Genomic DNA, 17467 nt, shown 5'->3' on the forward strand with positions numbered 1-17467 from the left:
TTTCCTTTTTCACACTGTCTTAAACTGTTTGTGACGCAATCAAGTCAGTGTCTCCAATACTTAAGGCGTAATTGATTATATTCTTTTGTAATTGATATTTCTGATCATTAGAAAGCAATGACTCAATAGTATCAAAGCTCTGCTTGGCCCTTATTAGTCCAAAGAGTTTTTCTTCACCTAAGTATTTTAAAAAATGAACAAGCATTAGAATCAAGATATCAATTCGAATATTTCTATTTTTTGACAAAGCTAATAATTGATCAATTCTTCGATCAGGGAAATAAGGATGATCTTCAATACTTTCAAGATCAGACTCATAACAAGAAACTTTGAGATACATACCAAGTGAAATTAAACGAGAATAACCACTTACCGTTTTATCACGAAATCGTGATTCAATTTTTTTTATATCCTCAACCTCTTCGGTTACAACAGCATGAGGGTGATTACTATTGTAGAGAAAGTTCATGTAGTAGGCCAAGAGACGATCACGAATTCCATGCCAGCCATACTTCTTTACAAGTGAAGTTAAATCAGTCTCCACACCGCCATTTAAAATACGATAGAGAATCCTGGCCATTGCAGGTGATTCAAAGAGAAATCTTTGAAAATCGACAGATGTGTTCCTCGAGCTTGAAACATCATTCAAAAGTAGCTGACAAAATCTCTCGGGAAGTTCTACATAATCTAATTCCATAAAACTATGATAAATGAGAATTAGGTGAGATTCCAGCTTTATATTAATTAGCTGCTGCTGTTATAATAGATCTATGAAAACACCTATTTTAGAAGAATTTAAACTCAAGGCCATTGGTAAAGAGGAAATAAGATTAGCGATGAAAACCTATCGTGTTGGTCATCAACCACTTTACCTTGATGCATCGAAGCTCCAAAGAGATCGACTCATAAAGTTACTAGGACTCTTATCTAATATATTAGAAGAAGAAAATCTTTCTCCAAAGTTTCCTTATCCTTTCTATATCATTTCAGATATTGAAGATATTTGGACCCGTTTCCCTATTTTTAAGTCACTTGAAGATCTTCCTAAGTATTACCAATTTGAAGCGGCCAGACCTACAAATAAAGAACAGAAAATATTAGACTTCATAGATATCTCAGCTTCTAATATAAGAAATGAAGATGTGCAGTTATGTCTTGATGAGTTCGGACGAACAATTTCTTCGCAGAGAATTATTAAAGCACTTGCTAAAGAAGGTGCGAAACTTGAAAAGATAATTTCAATCATGGAAGACGAAAATGTCAGAAGATAATGAAAATAATGATCTAAAAAAAATTGATCAGCATATAAAAAAAGTATTAGGAGATGAGTTTGCTCCGCCTCCTAAGAAACAGACTTCCGGTAACGAAGAGCACAAGCTAACAAACTTTCTCGATATTGAAAAAAATCGTATCAAGCAATTAAAAGATTTCTTTCAAACGAGAGTGCCAAATGTTATCGAGCTAAACCAGTTTGATGAACTGATGCAGGAACTAGTTGAATATAATGACCAACTTCGTGCAAAAGTGTTAAAGAAGACAGTTCAAAAAGACTCTAAATTTAGTCTAAACTTAAAGCAAATATTTAATAAAACTTTTATCGAATAGGAGAACTGAATGAATAAGATTATTATAATGGCACTTTTATGTGTATCGACTTTAGCAATGAAGCCTGCAATTGTTGAAATCTCAGGTGAAAATGGCGGTCGACTAAATGGGAAGGCCTGGTCTTCATCAGAGCTAAAAGATAAAGTTCATGTTCTATTCTACGTCGATCCTGACGAAAAAGACCTTAATAATCATGCTTCAGAGGCCCTTGCACGTGAAAAGTTTGACCTAACAAAGTATGCTTCAATTGCAATTATAAATATGGATGCAACTTGGCTTCCAAACTCAATCTTAGAGGGTGCACTAGAAGATAAGCAAAAGAAATATCCCAACACACTTTATGTAAAAGACCTTGAAAAAGTAATCGTTAAAAAATGGAAAGGAATCGTTAAAGATGACGATTCAAATATCCTAGTTTTCAATAAGTCTGGTAACCTTGTTTACAAGATCAATGGAAAAGCAAGTGCTGCCCAGGTGAAAGAGATGATTGCAATTATTAAAAAGAATTTGTAGGTGCCATGCTCCTTTGGTTTCGCACCTGCTAACATGCAGGTGCCACTCTCCCCAGTTTTCACATTCGAAATATTCAAAATAACTTTCCGTTTTAAATTTTAATCATTATAAAACTCAGTTATCAGTTCTGAATGCCAAGAAAACCAATAATTAGAACGAACCTTTGTCCATACCACATTTATATCCGAACAAATAATAAAGAGTGGTTTGATATTCCCATGTCGACCGTTTGGAACTATTGCTTGAAATCAATCAAATATGCACAAAACCATCATCCTGTCGAAATTCAAGCATTTGTCTTAATGACAAACCACTATCACCTCTTAATCTGGACTCCAAATTGTGACATCGATCGATTCATGTTCTTTATGAATTCTCACCTAAGTAAATTGATAAGAAGAGAGACAGGTCGGATTAACCGTATTTTTGGAGATCGCTATAAGTGGTCAATTGTTAAAGACCAAAAATATTATCAAACCGTACTACGTTATATTTATCAAAACCCGAATCGAAAAGGTATTACACAAGAATGTCAAAACTATAAATTTTCGACACTATCTTATGTTATACAAAATGAAGATTTAGGTTTTAAATTAAAAGAACCAATATTTGGAGAAACTAAAACTTTTTTAGAATGGGTAAACCAAGAAGATGATAAATTCTCAGCGACTAAAATTAAAGATGCTTTAACAAGGCCTGAATTTAAAATAAAAAATAATAGAACCTCTAGGCGTATTTAGCATGTGCGAAACCAAAGGAGCATGGCACCTACTCTTGGCACCTACTCTTGGCACCTACTCTTTTATGATTGTCGTTGAGTTCATTAAAACAGGATATGTTTTTCTAAGCTTCTTCCCATTTTTTAACAAATAAGGCCATTCAACGACGACTTCATTAACCTTTTCTTCTCCAAGACCAATATGAATATAAGATGTGTTTTGTGGCTGAAATTGACCAAATGACGGAAAATGCTGGCGAGTAAGAGTACTCCCCTTATCAGTATCTGCGATGATCTTCGCACCATAAGCTTCTTTATTAGACTTTTTTCCAATGAGTTTAAGTTTGATAAAATTCTTTTGCGGGAGTTGATTTTCGAATAAATAAACTCTCGGTCCTATTCTAAAATCACGAGTATTTGTTTGAATCGTTAGAATATCCATTCTACCATCATCGTTAAAGTCTAGGACGACAGTTGAGCTTGGATTAACAATATCAATTCCAAGATCTGGCGCACGGTTAACTAACTCATGATCATTTTCTTGTACAAATGAGACAAGTCTTGAGTGAGGCGGAAAGCCAGAGTTATCAACAATTAAATCAATAAGCCCATCGTTATTTAAGTCACTCCAAAGCCCTCTCATATCACCTTGGTTCCAATTGGCCTTCGCCTCATCGTTTGTATACTCAGTACGGATGAATGATATCTTCTTAAGGCCCTTATTCGTCAAAATACTTGAACGATCGCGCGAGGCTAGATCAAGCGAGTGAGAGATTTCTCCCATGGCAATGTCGTAGTAGCCATCATTATTATAATCACCACATATGGCAAAGGTAGAATTCCCTCCGTTATAGCGGCCACCACTAGTGATTGTATCCATGCTGTAACCAGAACTCTGGCCAGCATCAGTGTAGACAGTATTTTTCCCACGCTTTGTTGAAAGCCAAAGCTTATTTGGATGACCAGCAGAGTTACTCGTTAAAATATCAGGGACTCCGTCATTATTGATATCACAAATACTTGAAGAAAAGGTAGGAGCTATATTTATATATGTATCACCACGCTGGTCTAGTTCACTTGTTAGAGCACCTGAGATTTCGAAGACCTTACCTTTCTTATAAGTAAAGAGACGGTTTTCAATTGCCTCCCCTTCTTTATTGCGATCAAACCAATTAGCGACAAAAAAATCTAAGTACCCATCATTGTCGTAGTCAAAGATATTTACATTGGAAATTGGTGCTATAAAGTCAAAGCTAGTTTCACCAAACTTTCTAAATACAATTCCATTATTTCGGGACGAGCTTCCCTTATATGAAACAAGAGGTTTTTTTGTTAAGGCCGACTTCTGGTTATGAATCCCTGTCACAACGTCAACGATCCCATCCTTATCAAGGTCTGCAAATTGTAAAAATGTCACCTGAACATCATCTTCAAAATAGATATTCTTAGCTTTAACGAAGCCTTCGTCTGTGGCCAAGTAAAACTGAGGAACAGAATAATTTCCATTTAAGAAAACGAGATCCTCTCTTCCATCACTGTTAATATCATAAACGTAAACACGTGAGGCCTTAATACCACTTAGGCCCATTTTTTCTGTCACATCGACAAATTTTGAAGAGGACTTACTTGGCCCATAATTGAGCTTTACTTGTTTAGTTTTTGATTTCTTTTCTTTCTTTTTGATAACCCTACTAGAGCAAGAAGTTACGAGTAAGGCCGAAGAAAGTAACAGGAGAGAATATTTCATATCAATATTCTAATAGGCCCTAGCATTTTTTACTAGGGCCTAAGAGATTATTTTTTTAAATTGTCTTAAAATAATTAGAAGTTGATGATATCTAGACCGTAACCATCATTTGCACAAACTTGATCAGAAGTTTCTTTAACAACTTTGTCATCATGTGAAGTCATTGCCTTAAGGTTTGTCACGACAATAGCTCTTGCATCTTTAAGTGCTACACGCGCAAGGTTTAGGGCGTAGTCTTTCTTATCTTGTTCAATTTTATCACTGTTAAGTATTGAAGTTGTACGAGAAATTACAGCAAGCATAACGTAAAGGTTCATTGCCATTTCAGCAATTCTCTTTTGTGGAAGCTCATTTCCAATAATATTCTTCCCATACTTCATTAGAGTATTTTCAACTTGAATCGCAAATTGACCTAAAAGAGAGTTAAACTTACCAGCTTCTTTATCTAGTTTTGCGTGGTGCTTAGTAATTAGACGTTGTCCAATCATCTTTGATAGACGACCTTTTGCAAAGTTCGTTAAAACACCAACAGACTTAATCGGATCTTGAAGTGCCTTTGAAACGTCAGCCGCTTTACCAAGTGCTTTCATACTTTCAGACGGGTTTCTAATACCAGAAAGAGCAAGGAAGATTCTTAGAATTTCATTTGTTCCTTCAAAGATCATATTAATACGTGAGTCTCTCATAATTCTTTCATACGGATACTCTTTCATATAACCATTACCAGCTGCAATCTGCATCCCCTGGTCAACAACTTCCCATAGAGATTCAGAACCATAAATTTTACAAACAGCAGTTTCTAGGTAGTAATCATTTAGACCTTTACACATATTACCAGTAGTCATGTATACGATTGACTCTGTAGCATAGATTCTTGCTGCCATAAGAGCAAGCTTATCTTGAATAAGACCAAACTCAGCAATAGGCGCACCAAATTGCTTACGGCCCTTTGCGTGCTCAGTTGCAAGTTTAAGAATTGTTTTCATTCCACCAACACATCCAGCGCCAAGTGATAGACGTCCAGAGTTAAGAACGTTCATCGCAATCTTAAAACCTTTCCCAAGTTCACCAAGAATATTCTCTTTAGGAACAATTACTTTATCAAAGTAGACTGCACGTGTTTCAGATGCACGTATTCCCATCTTATTTTCTTTTTCACCAAATGAAAGACCTTCCATTCCCTTTTCAATAACAAAGCAAGAGATTTTCTCTTTTGTTTCTCCGTCTACTTCGTGATCTGTCTTACAAAATACTGAGTAGAACTCTGCAGTTCCAGCATTAGTGATCCAAAGTTTCTGTCCAGTGATTGTATATGTACCATCACCATTATCAACGGCCTTTGTTTTAATCGAATATGCATCAGAACCTGATCCTGGCTCAGTTAAACAAAATGCCGCTAACTTTTCACCTGAAGCAAGTTGTGGAAGCCACTTTGCCTTCTGTTCTTCAGTTCCTTCATTAAGTAATGCGCGGTAACCAATTGACTGGTGAGCACCAATCATTGTTGCAACTGCACCATCAAAAGAGGCAACTTCTGCAAAAACGCGACTATAAAGAGTATAGTCAAGGCCAAGACCACCTAGATCTTCATGAACACCCATTCCAAAAAGCCCAAGTTCAGCTAGACCTTGCATTACTTCTGGTGGGATCACACCCTCATGATCCATTTTCTCACCGTCTAAAGTCCCCTCACAGAACTTATTTACAGCGTTCACCATTTCTCGCCCAAAGTCTTGCTGCTCATCAGTAAAACCAGGGTATGGAAATACATTGTCTTCTTTAACTTCACCAAAGAATAGATCTCCAACAATGGAGTCCATCATTTGCTTTTCTTCACTCATCATTAAGTCCTTTTTTAAATCCATCTATATGGGTAGAAATTTGATTGACTAGAATTCCCTGACATTTTAGCACGACATACGTCAAATAATCAAAGCAAACACTTATTAAAGTTTGTCTGACAAAAACACTCAACTGCCAACGAAGAAAATTCTTACCGAATATATCAATGGTTGATGCTTTGGGTAAACAACCTTAAAATACTATAAGGTATTAAAATATAAAAACTTTCAAGAAGAAACTTAATGACGAAAAAGAAAGGATTCTTTTCAAAAATTAAATCAAAGTTATCCAAGCAACAGGATGACAGTGAATATAGTGAGCATGAAGAAACTCTTCACGATGGCGAAGAGTACGAGGAAGAGTATGAAGGCGAAGTCTACGAAGAAGATGTCGACGTCCCACTTCCTCCTCCACCAGCAGCTCAACTAGACGATCATCAAGAAGATGAGCATGTGTTGGAAGATCCAACTCTAGAAGTCTATATTGATGATCTTGAAGCTTCAGAAGAAGACGCTGGCTTCTTATCAAAGCTAAAGAGTAAGCTTTCTAACAAATCGAAAGATAATACAGAAGACGAAGACTCTGAAGAATTTTCAGATGATGAAGAAGACGAACTAGAAGCAGACTCAGACAATAAGTACAATGTCATGCAACGCATGCTTGATAAGATTAAGTCTAAAACAGAAGACTTTGACTTATCAAAAGTAAGCGCTGGCAAAAGAGGAAAAGCTCACCAGTCAGGTGCCCAATATTTTCTTCCAAACCTTCTAAGTAATGAGTCTCGTCCAAAGATTCATCACTATTTCTTAATTCTCTTAACTTGTGCCTTCTTATATCAGATTGGAAAGTTTGCCGCTCTTTTTCTAAGTGGAAAAGATAGCAGCGCAAAATTCCAAACAAACTTTAGTCGCCCTACTACATACGACCACAATCCATCGATTGCTAATATTAGAAATTACAACCCTTTTAATATTCAAGAAGATGAAAATGAAAAAACAGAAACAAAAGTTAAACGTCCAAAGAACGTTGTTAAGGTTTGTATCTCGGCCGATCAAGAATCTAGGCTTGGCTTTAAGCTGTTAAATACGATCGTTCTACAAAATTCAAAGAAGTCAGTTGCCAGTATTTCTAACCGTGGAAAAGTTGAAAACGTACGTGTTGGTGGGAAGATCAATAATATCGCAGAGATTGGAAGCATCACTCGCCAAAAAGTTATCTTTAAAAACTTAAGAACTGGTGAATGTGAATTCATTGCAAATGTTGATGAGAAAGCGAAACGTTTTGCACGCAAGGCCAACACGAAAATTCTACCTCCAAGTAGAGCGAAAGAAGTTATGCCTGAATTCAATAAAGATATTAAGGTTGAAGGAAATAACTTTAAAATCAAGAAAGAACTTCGTGACTCTCTTCTAAGCAATATTGGAGACGTTCTTACTCAGGCCAAGGCCATAACAATTAAGAATCCAGATGGATCACTTTGCTTCAAAATGACAGAAGTAAAACCTGGTTCAATCTATTCATATTTAAATGTTCAAAATGATGACATAATTTGTGAAATTAACGGCGCAAAGATCGAAAACATGAATCAAATTATGGGAATGTTTGGAAAAATTAAGTCTACGGACTATTACGAACTCGGTATTAAAAGAAACGGAGTTCAGCAAAGCTACAACTACAATTTTGTCGAATAATTATAGGGATCATGGATGAAGAAACTATTTTTAAATCTCTCAGCACTATCTTTACTATGTCTGGCCGCAGATCCGGCACAGGCACAGTTTAGACAATTTAAATCAAAAACGAAGGTTAATCGAGATACGACTCCTTCTGCTGCCAATCTACTCAATAGTGGGAATCCACAATCAGGAAGTGATGCTTTTGGTAGAACAGCGGTCCAACCAAAAAAATCTGACGATGCTTACGTTAACTTAAACCCAGAAACTGCATTCGGGCCAGAGATTGTTACAAGCTTTGATTTTGAAGACACTTCCCTACAAGACCTAACAAAACATATGCAAAAGCTTACGGGTCTTAATCTTATTATCGACAAAGACCTTAAAGGAAAGATTTCAATTTCGGCACCGACTCCAATTACGGTTGGTGATGCGTGGAAAGCATATTTAGCGGCACTTAATATGAATGGCCTAACAATGGTTAAATCTGGTGCTTTTTACAAGATCGTACAAGCAAGAGATATTCGCTACATCCCAACAAAAATTTACACAGGTAACTATGTTCCAGAAACAGAAAATTACCTAATGAAGATTATTGCTCTAAAAAATATTGATTCGACTGAAGTTTCTCGTTCATTTAGACCTTTCATGTCTCGTTACGGGCGTATTATTGAGATCAAACAAACAAATACAATTATCATTCAGGATACTGGTTCTAACATTAATCGTTTAATGAGTTTAATTAAGTTTATCGATGTTCCAGGACACGAAGAAACTCTTCAAATTATTCCTGTTAAGAATACTTCAGCTTCTGAAATTGCTAAACTATTAGATAAGATTCTAAAAGATGATACATCGAAGAAGACTTCTTCAAGAAGAAGTTCAGACGGTGGAGGGCAAGTTATTTCAAAACTTACAGCTGAGCCACGTACAAACTCAATTATTGCCATGGCAAACTCAAGTGGAGCAAAGAGACTGAAGGAGCTTATTAATAAGCTTGATGTTGAGTTAGTTGCTTCAAATAACGAACAAATCCACGTTTACTACCTCTATCATGGTGATGCAGAAGATATGTCAAAAACATTATCTGAGCTTGTTAGTGGATCAAAGTCGAGATCATCATCGAGTACGAGAAGGACTTCTCGTTTTTCTAGAACTTCAAATGATGACAATAACGAACTATTCAATGCAGAAGTAAGAATCACTGCCGATAAATCAAATAACGCTCTTGTTGTTACGGCCTCACCTACTGACTGGCTTACACTTGAAAAAGTTATTAAGAAACTAGATCAACCAAAAGACCAAGTATTTATCGAAGGTCTTGTGATGGAAACAAATATCTCAAAGTCACGTGACCTAGGTGTCTCTATTGTTGGAGCATACGGTTCAGGTGCAGTTGATAAAGCTGGTTCGATTAACGGTACTTCAGGCTCAATACTTACTCAACTAATCTCTGGGACTTGGACTTCGATTGGGGGTCTATTTGCAGGAATTGGACTTGGTAACGAAATTGAGACAGAGATCAATGGTCAAACTGTTAAGATCGACTCTGTTAACGCTCTAGTATCAGCTATTGCAAGCAACGGTGATACAAATGTTTTATCGACACCTCAACTACTTGTTCAAGATAATACGGAAGGTGTATTTGAAGTTGGTGAAAAAATTCCTGTACCGAAGGAAACGCAAGCATCAAACGGTTCAACAACAACATCACTTGAAACACAAAACGTTACGTTAAAAATGAAGATAACTCCTCAGATAAACAAGGTAACGAGATATATTAAGCTAAAAATTGACCAAAACTTTGAAGATTTCTCAAGTCGAGCACTACCATCTGGTGTACAAGCTGTAGGTGTTGGTACTGTTGTAAGAAGTGCTGTAACGACAGTAACTGTTCGTGATCGCGATACAATTGCAATGGGCGGTATGATGAGAGATAAAACAACTGATTCTGTAAGTAAGGTTCCCCTACTTGGTGATATCCCAGTTCTTGGTTGGTTATTTAAGAACACGACGACTCAAACAGAAAAACTCAATATGTTAATGTTCCTAACGCCAAAGATTCTTGATAACTACCAAGAAGATGTTGCAAGTACTGTAAAAGAGAACTTAAACCGTCGTGCTTCACACCTCAAAGAGTTCCACGGTGAAAAAGACCCATTCAAGTCAACAGCGAAAGGTCTTTACAACAAGGCACAAAAACAAGAGCAAGGTCCACTATATGATGAGCAACGTAATAAGTATTACAAGCAACAAAATCAGGATAGCGTTATGAACGAATCTGTAAATGAGCCAAGCTACAATGATATCGTTCAAAAAGTAAACGCAAAGAAATCGGCAACGAAGAAGGCACCAGCTGTAAAAGTTAAGTCTTCAAATAAAGAAGTTGTGATTAAGAAGTAATTTAAAAAGGCTTAATGTTAATGAGAAACCAAATGCTAGAAACATTTGAACACGGTAAAGAAAAGATTGGTGAGCTTTTAATTAAGCACACCTCTCTTACGCGTGAGCAATTAGATGAGGCGCTAGAGATTCAACAAGAGTCTGGAATGCTTATTGGTGAAATTCTATTAAAAAAGAACTATATTCACCCTCACGATATAACAAAAGTAATTTGTCACCAAATTGAAATTCCATATGAGTCTGAAATTGACGTGGACTCAATTGACCCGGAACTTATTACAAATATTCCCATCAATTATGCAAAGACTCAGGAGCTTATTCCAGTGATGGAAACTCCCCGCTTTGTTTCAGTGATTATCACTGACCCTTTCAATTTTGATGCTATTAACGATTTAAGAGAGATCTTTAAAAAAGATATTCATATCTCTGTTGCCCAGCCTCTAAAAGTTAATGATGCCATTAACCGTGTTTATGAGAAGGCCAATAAGAATATGGTTCAGTCTCTTGAAGATGAGTTCGATGAGTCTCTTGATCTCGATGGACCAATTGACATCTTAGATGCAGGAGCAGACGAGGCCCCTGTTATTCGCTTCGTGAACTCAATAATCTTTAGAGCAGTAAAAGAGCGCGCTACCGATATTCATATCGAGCCTTATGAAAAAGAGTCTATTTATCGTTTTCGTATTAACCGAGTTATGACGGAAGTTTTAAGACAACCTCTAAAGACTCACTCCGCTGTCGCCTCACGTATTAAGGTTATGGCAAAGCTAGATATTGCAGAAAAACGTCTTCCACAAGATGGGCGTATTCCTATTAAAATGGCCGGTAAAGATATTGATATTCGTCTTTCGACGGTACCTGTTCAAAATGGTGAGCGTATCGTTATGAGGATTCTTGAAAAAGATAATAATATTCTTCAGCTAGACCATCTTGGGTTCCATGGAAAGGTTCTAGATAACCTTGATGCCCTATCACAAAGAAAAGATGGGATTGTGTATGTATCAGGTCCAACAGGTCACGGTAAGTCGACAACTCTATTTGCGATGTTAAGTCGAATTAACACACCTGATAGAATGATTATCACAGTAGAAGATCCAGTGGAATATGAAGTACCAGGAATTTCACAAATTCAGGTAAACCATAAGATTGAACTTTCATTTGCCAAAGCACTTCGTGCCATCCTTCGTCAAAACCCTGATGTTATTATGGTTGGGGAAACAAGGGACTACGAAACTGCGGAAATGGCAATTCAGGCTTCAATTACTGGTCACTTTGTTCTCTCAACAATTCACACCAATGACGCTTCATCGGTTCCAAACCGTCTGATTGATATGGGTGTTCAGCCATTCATGATTGCCTCTTCCCTTTCTGGTGCACTAGCACAAAGACTTATTCGAACTCTTTGTAAAGAGTGTAAGAGGCCAAAAGATATAACAGATTTCGATCTCGAAGTTTTAGGGATTAATAAAATACCAGAAGGCTCAACAGTATACGAAGCCGCAGGTTGTCCAAGTTGTGACAATAAAGGCTACTCGGGAATGACTGTTGTTGCAGAACTTCTTATGATTAACGATGAAATTCGCTCGTTAATTATTAACTCTGCCCCATCTGGACAAATTAAAAAAGTTGCCCAAAAGTACGGGATGAAAACTCTTAGAGACGATGCTATTGAAAAGGTCCTTATGGGAATTACTTCAATTGCAGAAATGAACCGTGCTATTAATATTGAAGGCGAAGACGAGAGTCACGAATAACAAAAGAGTAAGAAGAAATGGCCATATTTGATTACAAAGGTATTGATCGCACCGGTACTGAAAAGAAAGGTAATATCACAGCAGAAAACGAACAGGCAGCAAAGGCCAAGATTCGTGCACAAGGTATTATGCTTACAGCGATTAAAGAACATAAGTCTTCTAGTAAGGCTTCTTTTGAACTAAATTTCGGAAGTACCGTTTCAATCAACGATCTCTCTCTCATGACAAGACAGCTGGCCACTCTTGTCAAAGCAAGGATTCAAATTGTCGAGGCCTTTAACGCCCTCATTGAACAATGTGAGAACCCGAAACTTAAAGTTGTCCTTTCAGAGATTCGTCAAAAAGTTAATGAAGGTAGCTCCCTTGCTTCAGCTTTTTCTGACTACCCTAAAATCTTTGATCATATCTATGTCAACATGGTTGAGGCCGGTGAACAGTCTGGAACATTAGACATCGTTCTTCTTCGTCTTGCAGAATTTACAGAAGCTCAAGTTAAATTAAAAAATAAAGTCAAAGGTGCCATGATGTATCCAATCATCATGCTTCTTGTTGGTGCTCTTGTTATGGGTGTCATTCTCGTACTGGTAATTCCGAAGATTACAAAAATCTTTGTTTCCATGAAAAAAGAATTACCATTACCAACTAAGATCTCAATTTGGTTATCTGGTTTTCTACAACAGTATTGGTGGGCCGTAATTATTGGAGCTTTCGGGCTTTACTGGCTATTTAATCGCTATATCAATACCAAAAATGGTCGCGCGAAATGGGACTACGTTACTTTAAAACTTCCAGTCTTTGGCTCACTTATCACAATGGTGAACGTCTCACGCTTTGCTTCAACACTAGCAACACTTTTAAATTCAGGCGTTCCTATTCTTGCTTCCATGAAGATTGTCAAAAACCTAATCGGAAATGTCCATATGCAAGATGCAATCGAAAGTGCTCGTGTTAATATATCGGAAGGTTCTTCCATGGCAGCGCCCCTTGCACAATCAGGATACTTCCCTATCATGGTTACCCATATGATTAGTTTAGGTGAGAAATCAGGTGAACTCGAACCAATGCTTAACATCATTGCAGAAAACTACGAAGATCAGGTAGAATCTAAATTGAGTGGGTTAACATCTGTACTCGAACCAATTATGATGGTCGGAATGGGTGGAGCCGTTGCCTTCATTGTTATGTCAGTTGTCGTACCGATGATGGAACTAAACTCAATCAATTAAGCTTTTTTAGAGGATATAAAAAAAGAAGACATTTAAGGAGATTTTAAATGAAGAACAATTTTTTAAAGCGCCAAGTAATGAAGAGTCAGGCCGGGATGACACTAATTGAAATCCTAATTGCCCTTACCCTAATTTCACTAATGGGGACATTTATTGCAGGTAAGGTATTCGACTCACTAGAAGAAGGTCGTGTAAAGTCAGCAAACATTCAAATGAAGTCACTTGAGTCACTACTTAAAGACTTTAGAAGAAAGTGTAACTTCTACCCAACATCAGAAATGGGATTAGACTCACTTATTTCAAAGCCGTCTGGGGGACGCGAGTGTAAGAATTATCCACCAAATGGATTTATCGATGCAGATGAAATTCCATTAGATCCATGGGATATGGAGTATGTGTATACTTCAGATGGAAAGACTTACAATATCATGTCTTATGGTAATGATAACGAAGAAGGTGGAGAAGGTTTCGCTGCCGATATCTATCTAAGAGACAAGAAGTAATTTAAATTAAAAGTCAGGGTAGTTATGTATAAGGCACATGGACAATCAGGTTTTACATTAATTGAAATTCTGGTATCCATGGCCTTAGCTTCCCTACTTCTATACATGGTTGCAGGATCAACCTTTTCCTCTCGCCGCAACCTTGATGATACGATTGAAAACATTGAACGTATTATTCGCTTCTCAAGTGATGAAGCGAGCTTAACAAATAAGTTCTTACGTGTAGGTTTTGATATTGAAGATATCGACCAAAAGCTTTCTCTCGAAATGGCCCAAAGTAATGACTTTGTTATCGATATGGACTCGACAAAGAATTATGATGACTTAACAGAGGAAGAACAAAAAGAAGCAAATAAGCAAGGAAGATTTATGCCACTTCCCGACTTTGATGCGAACGAGTTTCGTCCAACAGGCGGAGTTCGTATTGTTGCCATAGGCAGTACCCTGACACAAAAATTGCACACAACTGGCAAACCATATGTCTACTTTTACCCCACAGGTGAGAAAGATTCTGTTATAATTATTCTTGCAACTGAAGATGAAATGGTCGCACTATCAACAGAGCCATATACTCAAGTAATCAATCGTGAATATGTAGGCCTTGAAGATGTGAACTTCTCTAGTGACGACTATATTGAAAAACTAACAACAAGAGCAGAAGAACTTTATAACGAATGGTTAAGCAATTAAAAAATAATTCAGGATTTACCCTCATAGAGGTTCTTATTGCGCTCGCAATATTCGCTGTTTTTATCACTTCATACATTACTGCCCAAGGTTTAAATATTACTGATTCAATGGAGATGCGTACCGAAATCACACTACGTGAATACGGCATCGAGAAGATGAATGAAATTCTAGCATATCCTCCAGAGCTAAAAGATAGCATCACACTAAAACCAGAGACTGGAAAATTTGAAAGTAACGATAATATCAGCTATAGCGTCGAATGGAAGAATTTTACTGTTCCAGATTTTGAAAAAATTTCGGGATCGGAAACACCTGACGATGGTGATGACAGTAATAATGCTATTCAAAAACAAATTTTTGGCGTTGTAAAAAAGAATCTTGAGAAGCTTCTTTGGCAAGTCAGTGTGACGGTTAAAGATGATACTACTGATGAAACATTTACAATTAGTACATGGCTATCAAATGATAAGTATAAGGTGCAGATAAACGGACTCTAGGTTTTAATGAAAGGCATAAAAAGAAATCATATTCACCAAAATGAAAATGGCTTTACATTAATTGAAGTTCTTATCGCTATTGCCATTCTTTCTGTTCTTATGACGGCCATTTATACAATTGTTGACAGTAGTGTAAACACGAATGATCGAGTTACAAAAGAAGACCGAGAAAGACTTCAGCTAGAAATTGGAATGATGAGAATAGAAAGGGATATTGAGCTGATCAACTCTCCCCTATACTATGAATCATCAAAGGCCGATGACAATAAGGCATTTGCTAAGGCCTATAATACATCACAGTCTCAATCCCAATCAAGACTTGGAAGTTCTAGTCAACAGCAGCAACAACAGCAGCAATCTAAAAATTATGTCATGACGACCCATCTATATAAGAATAAGAATTTTGACAATCTTTCAGCAGGTAATGTCCCTATTCCGATTATATTGAATGAAGAAAAAGGCTCGTTGGTTTTTCTATCATCTGCTAACCGAAGACTTGTAAAAAATATGAAGCAGTCTAACTTAATGTGGGTACGCTACCGTGTCGTGACAACTTCGACGGAAGGCCAAGAGGAAGAAGAAAAGAATACTGAGGCCCCTTACTCACTTACCAGAACAATCATCCCTGTTGATATTTACAATAAGGATCTCGACTGGGGGAAAGCCAAAGAATATCCAGTAATTGAAAATCTTAGAGACTTTTCATTTGAATTCTACAGTCCAGAAAAAGAAAAGTTTGTTTCGTCTCTTAGAGAGTTAAATAAACTTAGAAATACACCACGACTTATTCGTATGAATATCGATTATGTTTCAAAGAACGGAGATGAACTTCAACTTAACCGAACGATACGTGTTATGTGGCCAGAATTTAATTCTAGCGAAGACTTAAAGGAAAAGTATGACTTTAAAAAATAAGAAGACAATACTTAGAAATGAGTCAGGGATTGCCATTATCATGGTAACCACAGCAGTTGCTATATTAACAGTACTACTTGCACAGTTCACATATGAGACAAAACTCAACAAGATAAGAATTCAAGGACAAGTAGATAAGGTTCAAGCTAAGCTTAATGCTGAAGCGGGTCTTCACTACGCTCTTTCAGTGCTGAAAGTTTACCGCGAAGCATGGAATAAACTTGAAGATAATACTTCTCTTCAGTCCACAATTTCAAAAAGCGATATCGAAGCAATTGCAACACAGCCTTTTATTGTCCCTATTCCAGTATCAACAGAGCTCAATGCACTACAAAAGAATGCCATTGCTGAATTTGAAAAAGAATCTCTTATTCAGGGATCAATTTCAGTAAGCCTAAGGCCAATCACAGGCTTTCTCAATCCAAATACATTAAGAGTTATTAAGCCTGTAAATGGAAATTCTTCTCAGTCATCTTCGGGCCAAAGTGGACAAGATAGTTCATCAATTACTCCACACCAATTCATGGAGAAAACTTTCACAGATATGCTTGAGAGAACTTTTAGAAATGAGATTGAAAATAATGAAGACTTTGCGCTCCACTATTCAAACTTAGATCCAAAGCTACTTGTAAAAGAATTAAAGTATTATGTTTCAGGCAAAGAAGATTACGAAGAGCCTGAAAAGGCCGATATTGAAAGAACTTATCAAAACCTTGGTGTGGAAGCAAAGCATGCAGCTTTTGAAACAGCTGATGAACTCTACTCTCTTGCTGGCTGGGATGATGAAATCGTAAATTTAATTAAGGATCGAATTTCTATTCACAATGTCTCTGTAATAAATGTGAACGAAATTACGATTAATCAGCTTAAAGTACTTTTTCCAGAAATGTCAGATGTTGCTCTTGAAGAATTCTTTAAGTATCGCGACGGAGATGAAGAAAATGGGACATCACCAAGTTCATTTAAGAGCGATAAAGATTTTAAAGAACTAATCACAAATCGAATTGGCGCAGTAGAATCTTCTGACTTCGATAAGAGAATTAAAGAATTTGCCGATGCCGATATCATCATTGGAACAGGTGGGAAATTATTCAAATTAGAATCAATTGGAAGCTACGCCGATACGATCTATAAACTGACTGCTTTTATCGACTTACCAATAAAGCCTCAGGCCCCATCAACGACGTCTCAAGGTCAAAGTGGACAGCAGGCCGGCGGCTCCCAAAACCTAGATGATGACGACGACGGAGGTAATGGACAACAGCAGTCAGGATCAGCCTCTCAAGAACAAAAATCGACTGGAAAGAGCTACCTACTACGCCCTAGAGTTGTTGAAATACGCACTTACTAATGGCAAATTTTTCATTCAAAAAAAAACAGC

The 17467-nt window shown here is 37.0% G+C and carries 16 protein-coding genes; 13 read left to right on the forward strand and 3 right to left on the reverse strand.

All coding sequences use genetic code 11. The annotated features are described in order from the left end of the window. Window positions 1-19: 19 nt before the first annotated feature. Window positions 20-697, reverse strand: a complete 678-nt coding sequence (locus M902_RS05855; RefSeq protein WP_021266617.1) for a hypothetical protein — start codon at window positions 695-697, stop codon at window positions 20-22. Window positions 698-770: 73 nt separating this feature from the next. On the opposite strand from M902_RS05855, the gene M902_RS05860 reads away from it, so the two are divergent. The 4 genes from M902_RS05860 (at window position 771) to M902_RS05875 (ending at window position 2858) form a co-directional block, all read left to right on the forward strand. After that, window positions 771-1271, forward strand: coding sequence for a hypothetical protein (locus M902_RS05860; RefSeq protein WP_021267000.1), 501 nt, complete (start codon window positions 771-773; stop codon window positions 1269-1271). Continuing rightward, window positions 1258-1605: a hypothetical protein gene (locus M902_RS05865; protein ID WP_021266639.1), complete on the forward strand. Its 348-nt coding sequence runs from the start codon at window positions 1258-1260 to the stop codon at window positions 1603-1605. Before M902_RS05860 ends, M902_RS05865 begins: the two co-directional genes overlap by 14 nt. Window positions 1606-1614: 9 nt before the next feature. Next, window positions 1615-2118 carry a YtfJ family protein gene (locus tag M902_RS05870; RefSeq protein ID WP_021266829.1) on the forward strand — a complete coding sequence of 168 codons (504 nt, stop codon included), beginning with the start codon at window positions 1615-1617 and terminating at the stop codon, window positions 2116-2118. A 131-nt stretch (window positions 2119-2249) separates the two neighbouring features. After that, window positions 2250-2858 (forward strand): transposase, encoded by a 609-nt coding sequence (locus M902_RS05875; RefSeq protein WP_021266738.1) that lies wholly within the window; start codon window positions 2250-2252, stop codon window positions 2856-2858. A 54-nt stretch (window positions 2859-2912) separates the two neighbouring features. Here the strand turns inward: M902_RS05875 and M902_RS05880 are convergent, their stop codons facing one another. Together M902_RS05880 and M902_RS05885 are read right to left on the reverse strand one after the other, a co-directional pair. Then, window positions 2913-4583, reverse strand: coding sequence for a VCBS repeat-containing protein (locus M902_RS05880; protein ID WP_021266763.1), 1671 nt, complete (start codon window positions 4581-4583; stop codon window positions 2913-2915). A gap of 74 nt (window positions 4584-4657) precedes the next feature. Beyond that, window positions 4658-6424, reverse strand: a complete 1767-nt coding sequence (locus M902_RS05885; protein WP_021266951.1) for an acyl-CoA dehydrogenase family protein — start codon at window positions 6422-6424, stop codon at window positions 4658-4660. A 243-nt stretch (window positions 6425-6667) separates the two neighbouring features. Between M902_RS05885 and M902_RS05890 the strand changes: the two genes are divergently transcribed. Genes M902_RS05890 through M902_RS05930 form a run of 9 tightly spaced genes read left to right on the forward strand, consistent with a single transcriptional unit; the run spans window position 6668 to window position 17437 of the window. Then, entirely contained in the window at window positions 6668-8116 is a 1449-nt protein-coding gene (locus M902_RS05890) for a type II secretion system protein N (RefSeq protein WP_021266895.1), read from the forward strand. Between the two features lie 15 nt (window positions 8117-8131). Continuing rightward, window positions 8132-10501, forward strand: coding sequence for a type II secretion system secretin GspD (gene gspD / locus M902_RS05895; RefSeq protein WP_021267075.1), 2370 nt, complete (start codon window positions 8132-8134; stop codon window positions 10499-10501). Between the two features lie 14 nt (window positions 10502-10515). Next, on the forward strand, window positions 10516-12255 hold the full coding sequence (locus M902_RS05900) for a GspE/PulE family protein (RefSeq protein ID WP_084710467.1): 1740 nt from the start codon (window positions 10516-10518) through the stop codon (window positions 12253-12255). A gap of 17 nt (window positions 12256-12272) precedes the next feature. Further along, entirely contained in the window at window positions 12273-13481 is a 1209-nt protein-coding gene (gene gspF, locus M902_RS05905; protein ID WP_021267133.1) for a type II secretion system inner membrane protein GspF, read from the forward strand. A gap of 47 nt (window positions 13482-13528) precedes the next feature. Then, window positions 13529-13984 carry a type II secretion system major pseudopilin GspG gene (gene gspG, locus M902_RS05910; RefSeq protein ID WP_021267053.1) on the forward strand — a complete coding sequence of 152 codons (456 nt, stop codon included), beginning with the start codon at window positions 13529-13531 and terminating at the stop codon, window positions 13982-13984. 24 nt (window positions 13985-14008) lie between these two features. Continuing rightward, window positions 14009-14674, forward strand: coding sequence for a Tfp pilus assembly protein FimT/FimU (locus M902_RS05915; protein WP_021266569.1), 666 nt, complete (start codon window positions 14009-14011; stop codon window positions 14672-14674). Further along, the gene (locus M902_RS05920; RefSeq protein WP_021267034.1) at window positions 14659-15171 is read left to right on the forward strand and encodes a prepilin-type N-terminal cleavage/methylation domain-containing protein; all 513 of its coding nucleotides are present in this window, start codon (window positions 14659-14661) and stop codon (window positions 15169-15171) included. The genes M902_RS05915 and M902_RS05920 overlap by 16 nt, the downstream gene beginning before the upstream one ends. Window positions 15172-15177: 6 nt before the next feature. After that, window positions 15178-16086, forward strand: coding sequence for a type II secretion system protein J (locus tag M902_RS05925; RefSeq protein ID WP_021266721.1), 909 nt, complete (start codon window positions 15178-15180; stop codon window positions 16084-16086). Beyond that, complete coding sequence (locus M902_RS05930; RefSeq protein WP_021266589.1) at window positions 16070-17437, forward strand: hypothetical protein; 1368 nt, start codon at window positions 16070-16072, stop codon at window positions 17435-17437. The genes M902_RS05925 and M902_RS05930 overlap by 17 nt, the downstream gene beginning before the upstream one ends. Window positions 17438-17467: the final 30 nt, after the last annotated feature.

The organism is Bacteriovorax sp. BAL6_X (assembly GCF_000443995.1).
Classification (GTDB): domain Bacteria; phylum Bdellovibrionota; class Bacteriovoracia; order Bacteriovoracales; family Bacteriovoracaceae; genus Halobacteriovorax_A.

Bases quoted from the DNA above. Each gene is read 5' to 3' on its own strand.
- M902_RS05855 (WP_021266617.1), bottom strand. From the start codon at position 697: ATGGAATTAGATTATGTAGAACTTCCCGAGAGATTTTGTCAGCTACTT.
- M902_RS05860 (WP_021267000.1), top strand. From the start codon at position 771: ATGAAAACACCTATTTTAGAAGAATTTAAACTCAAGGCCATTGGTAAA.
- M902_RS05865 (WP_021266639.1), top strand. From the start codon at position 1,258: ATGTCAGAAGATAATGAAAATAATGATCTAAAAAAAATTGATCAGCAT.
- M902_RS05870 (WP_021266829.1), top strand. From the start codon at position 1,615: ATGAATAAGATTATTATAATGGCACTTTTATGTGTATCGACTTTAGCA.
- M902_RS05875 (WP_021266738.1), top strand. From the start codon at position 2,250: ATGCCAAGAAAACCAATAATTAGAACGAACCTTTGTCCATACCACATT.
- M902_RS05880 (WP_021266763.1), bottom strand. From the start codon at position 4,583: ATGAAATATTCTCTCCTGTTACTTTCTTCGGCCTTACTCGTAACTTCT.
- M902_RS05885 (WP_021266951.1), bottom strand. From the start codon at position 6,424: ATGAGTGAAGAAAAGCAAATGATGGACTCCATTGTTGGAGATCTATTC.
- M902_RS05890 (WP_021266895.1), top strand. From the start codon at position 6,668: ATGACGAAAAAGAAAGGATTCTTTTCAAAAATTAAATCAAAGTTATCC.
- gspD (WP_021267075.1), top strand. From the start codon at position 8,132: ATGAAGAAACTATTTTTAAATCTCTCAGCACTATCTTTACTATGTCTG.
- M902_RS05900 (WP_084710467.1), top strand. From the start codon at position 10,516: ATGTTAATGAGAAACCAAATGCTAGAAACATTTGAACACGGTAAAGAA.
- gspF (WP_021267133.1), top strand. From the start codon at position 12,273: ATGGCCATATTTGATTACAAAGGTATTGATCGCACCGGTACTGAAAAG.
- gspG (WP_021267053.1), top strand. From the start codon at position 13,529: ATGAAGAACAATTTTTTAAAGCGCCAAGTAATGAAGAGTCAGGCCGGG.
- M902_RS05915 (WP_021266569.1), top strand. From the start codon at position 14,009: ATGTATAAGGCACATGGACAATCAGGTTTTACATTAATTGAAATTCTG.
- M902_RS05920 (WP_021267034.1), top strand. From the start codon at position 14,659: ATGGTTAAGCAATTAAAAAATAATTCAGGATTTACCCTCATAGAGGTT.
- M902_RS05925 (WP_021266721.1), top strand. From the start codon at position 15,178: ATGAAAGGCATAAAAAGAAATCATATTCACCAAAATGAAAATGGCTTT.
- M902_RS05930 (WP_021266589.1), top strand. From the start codon at position 16,070: ATGACTTTAAAAAATAAGAAGACAATACTTAGAAATGAGTCAGGGATT.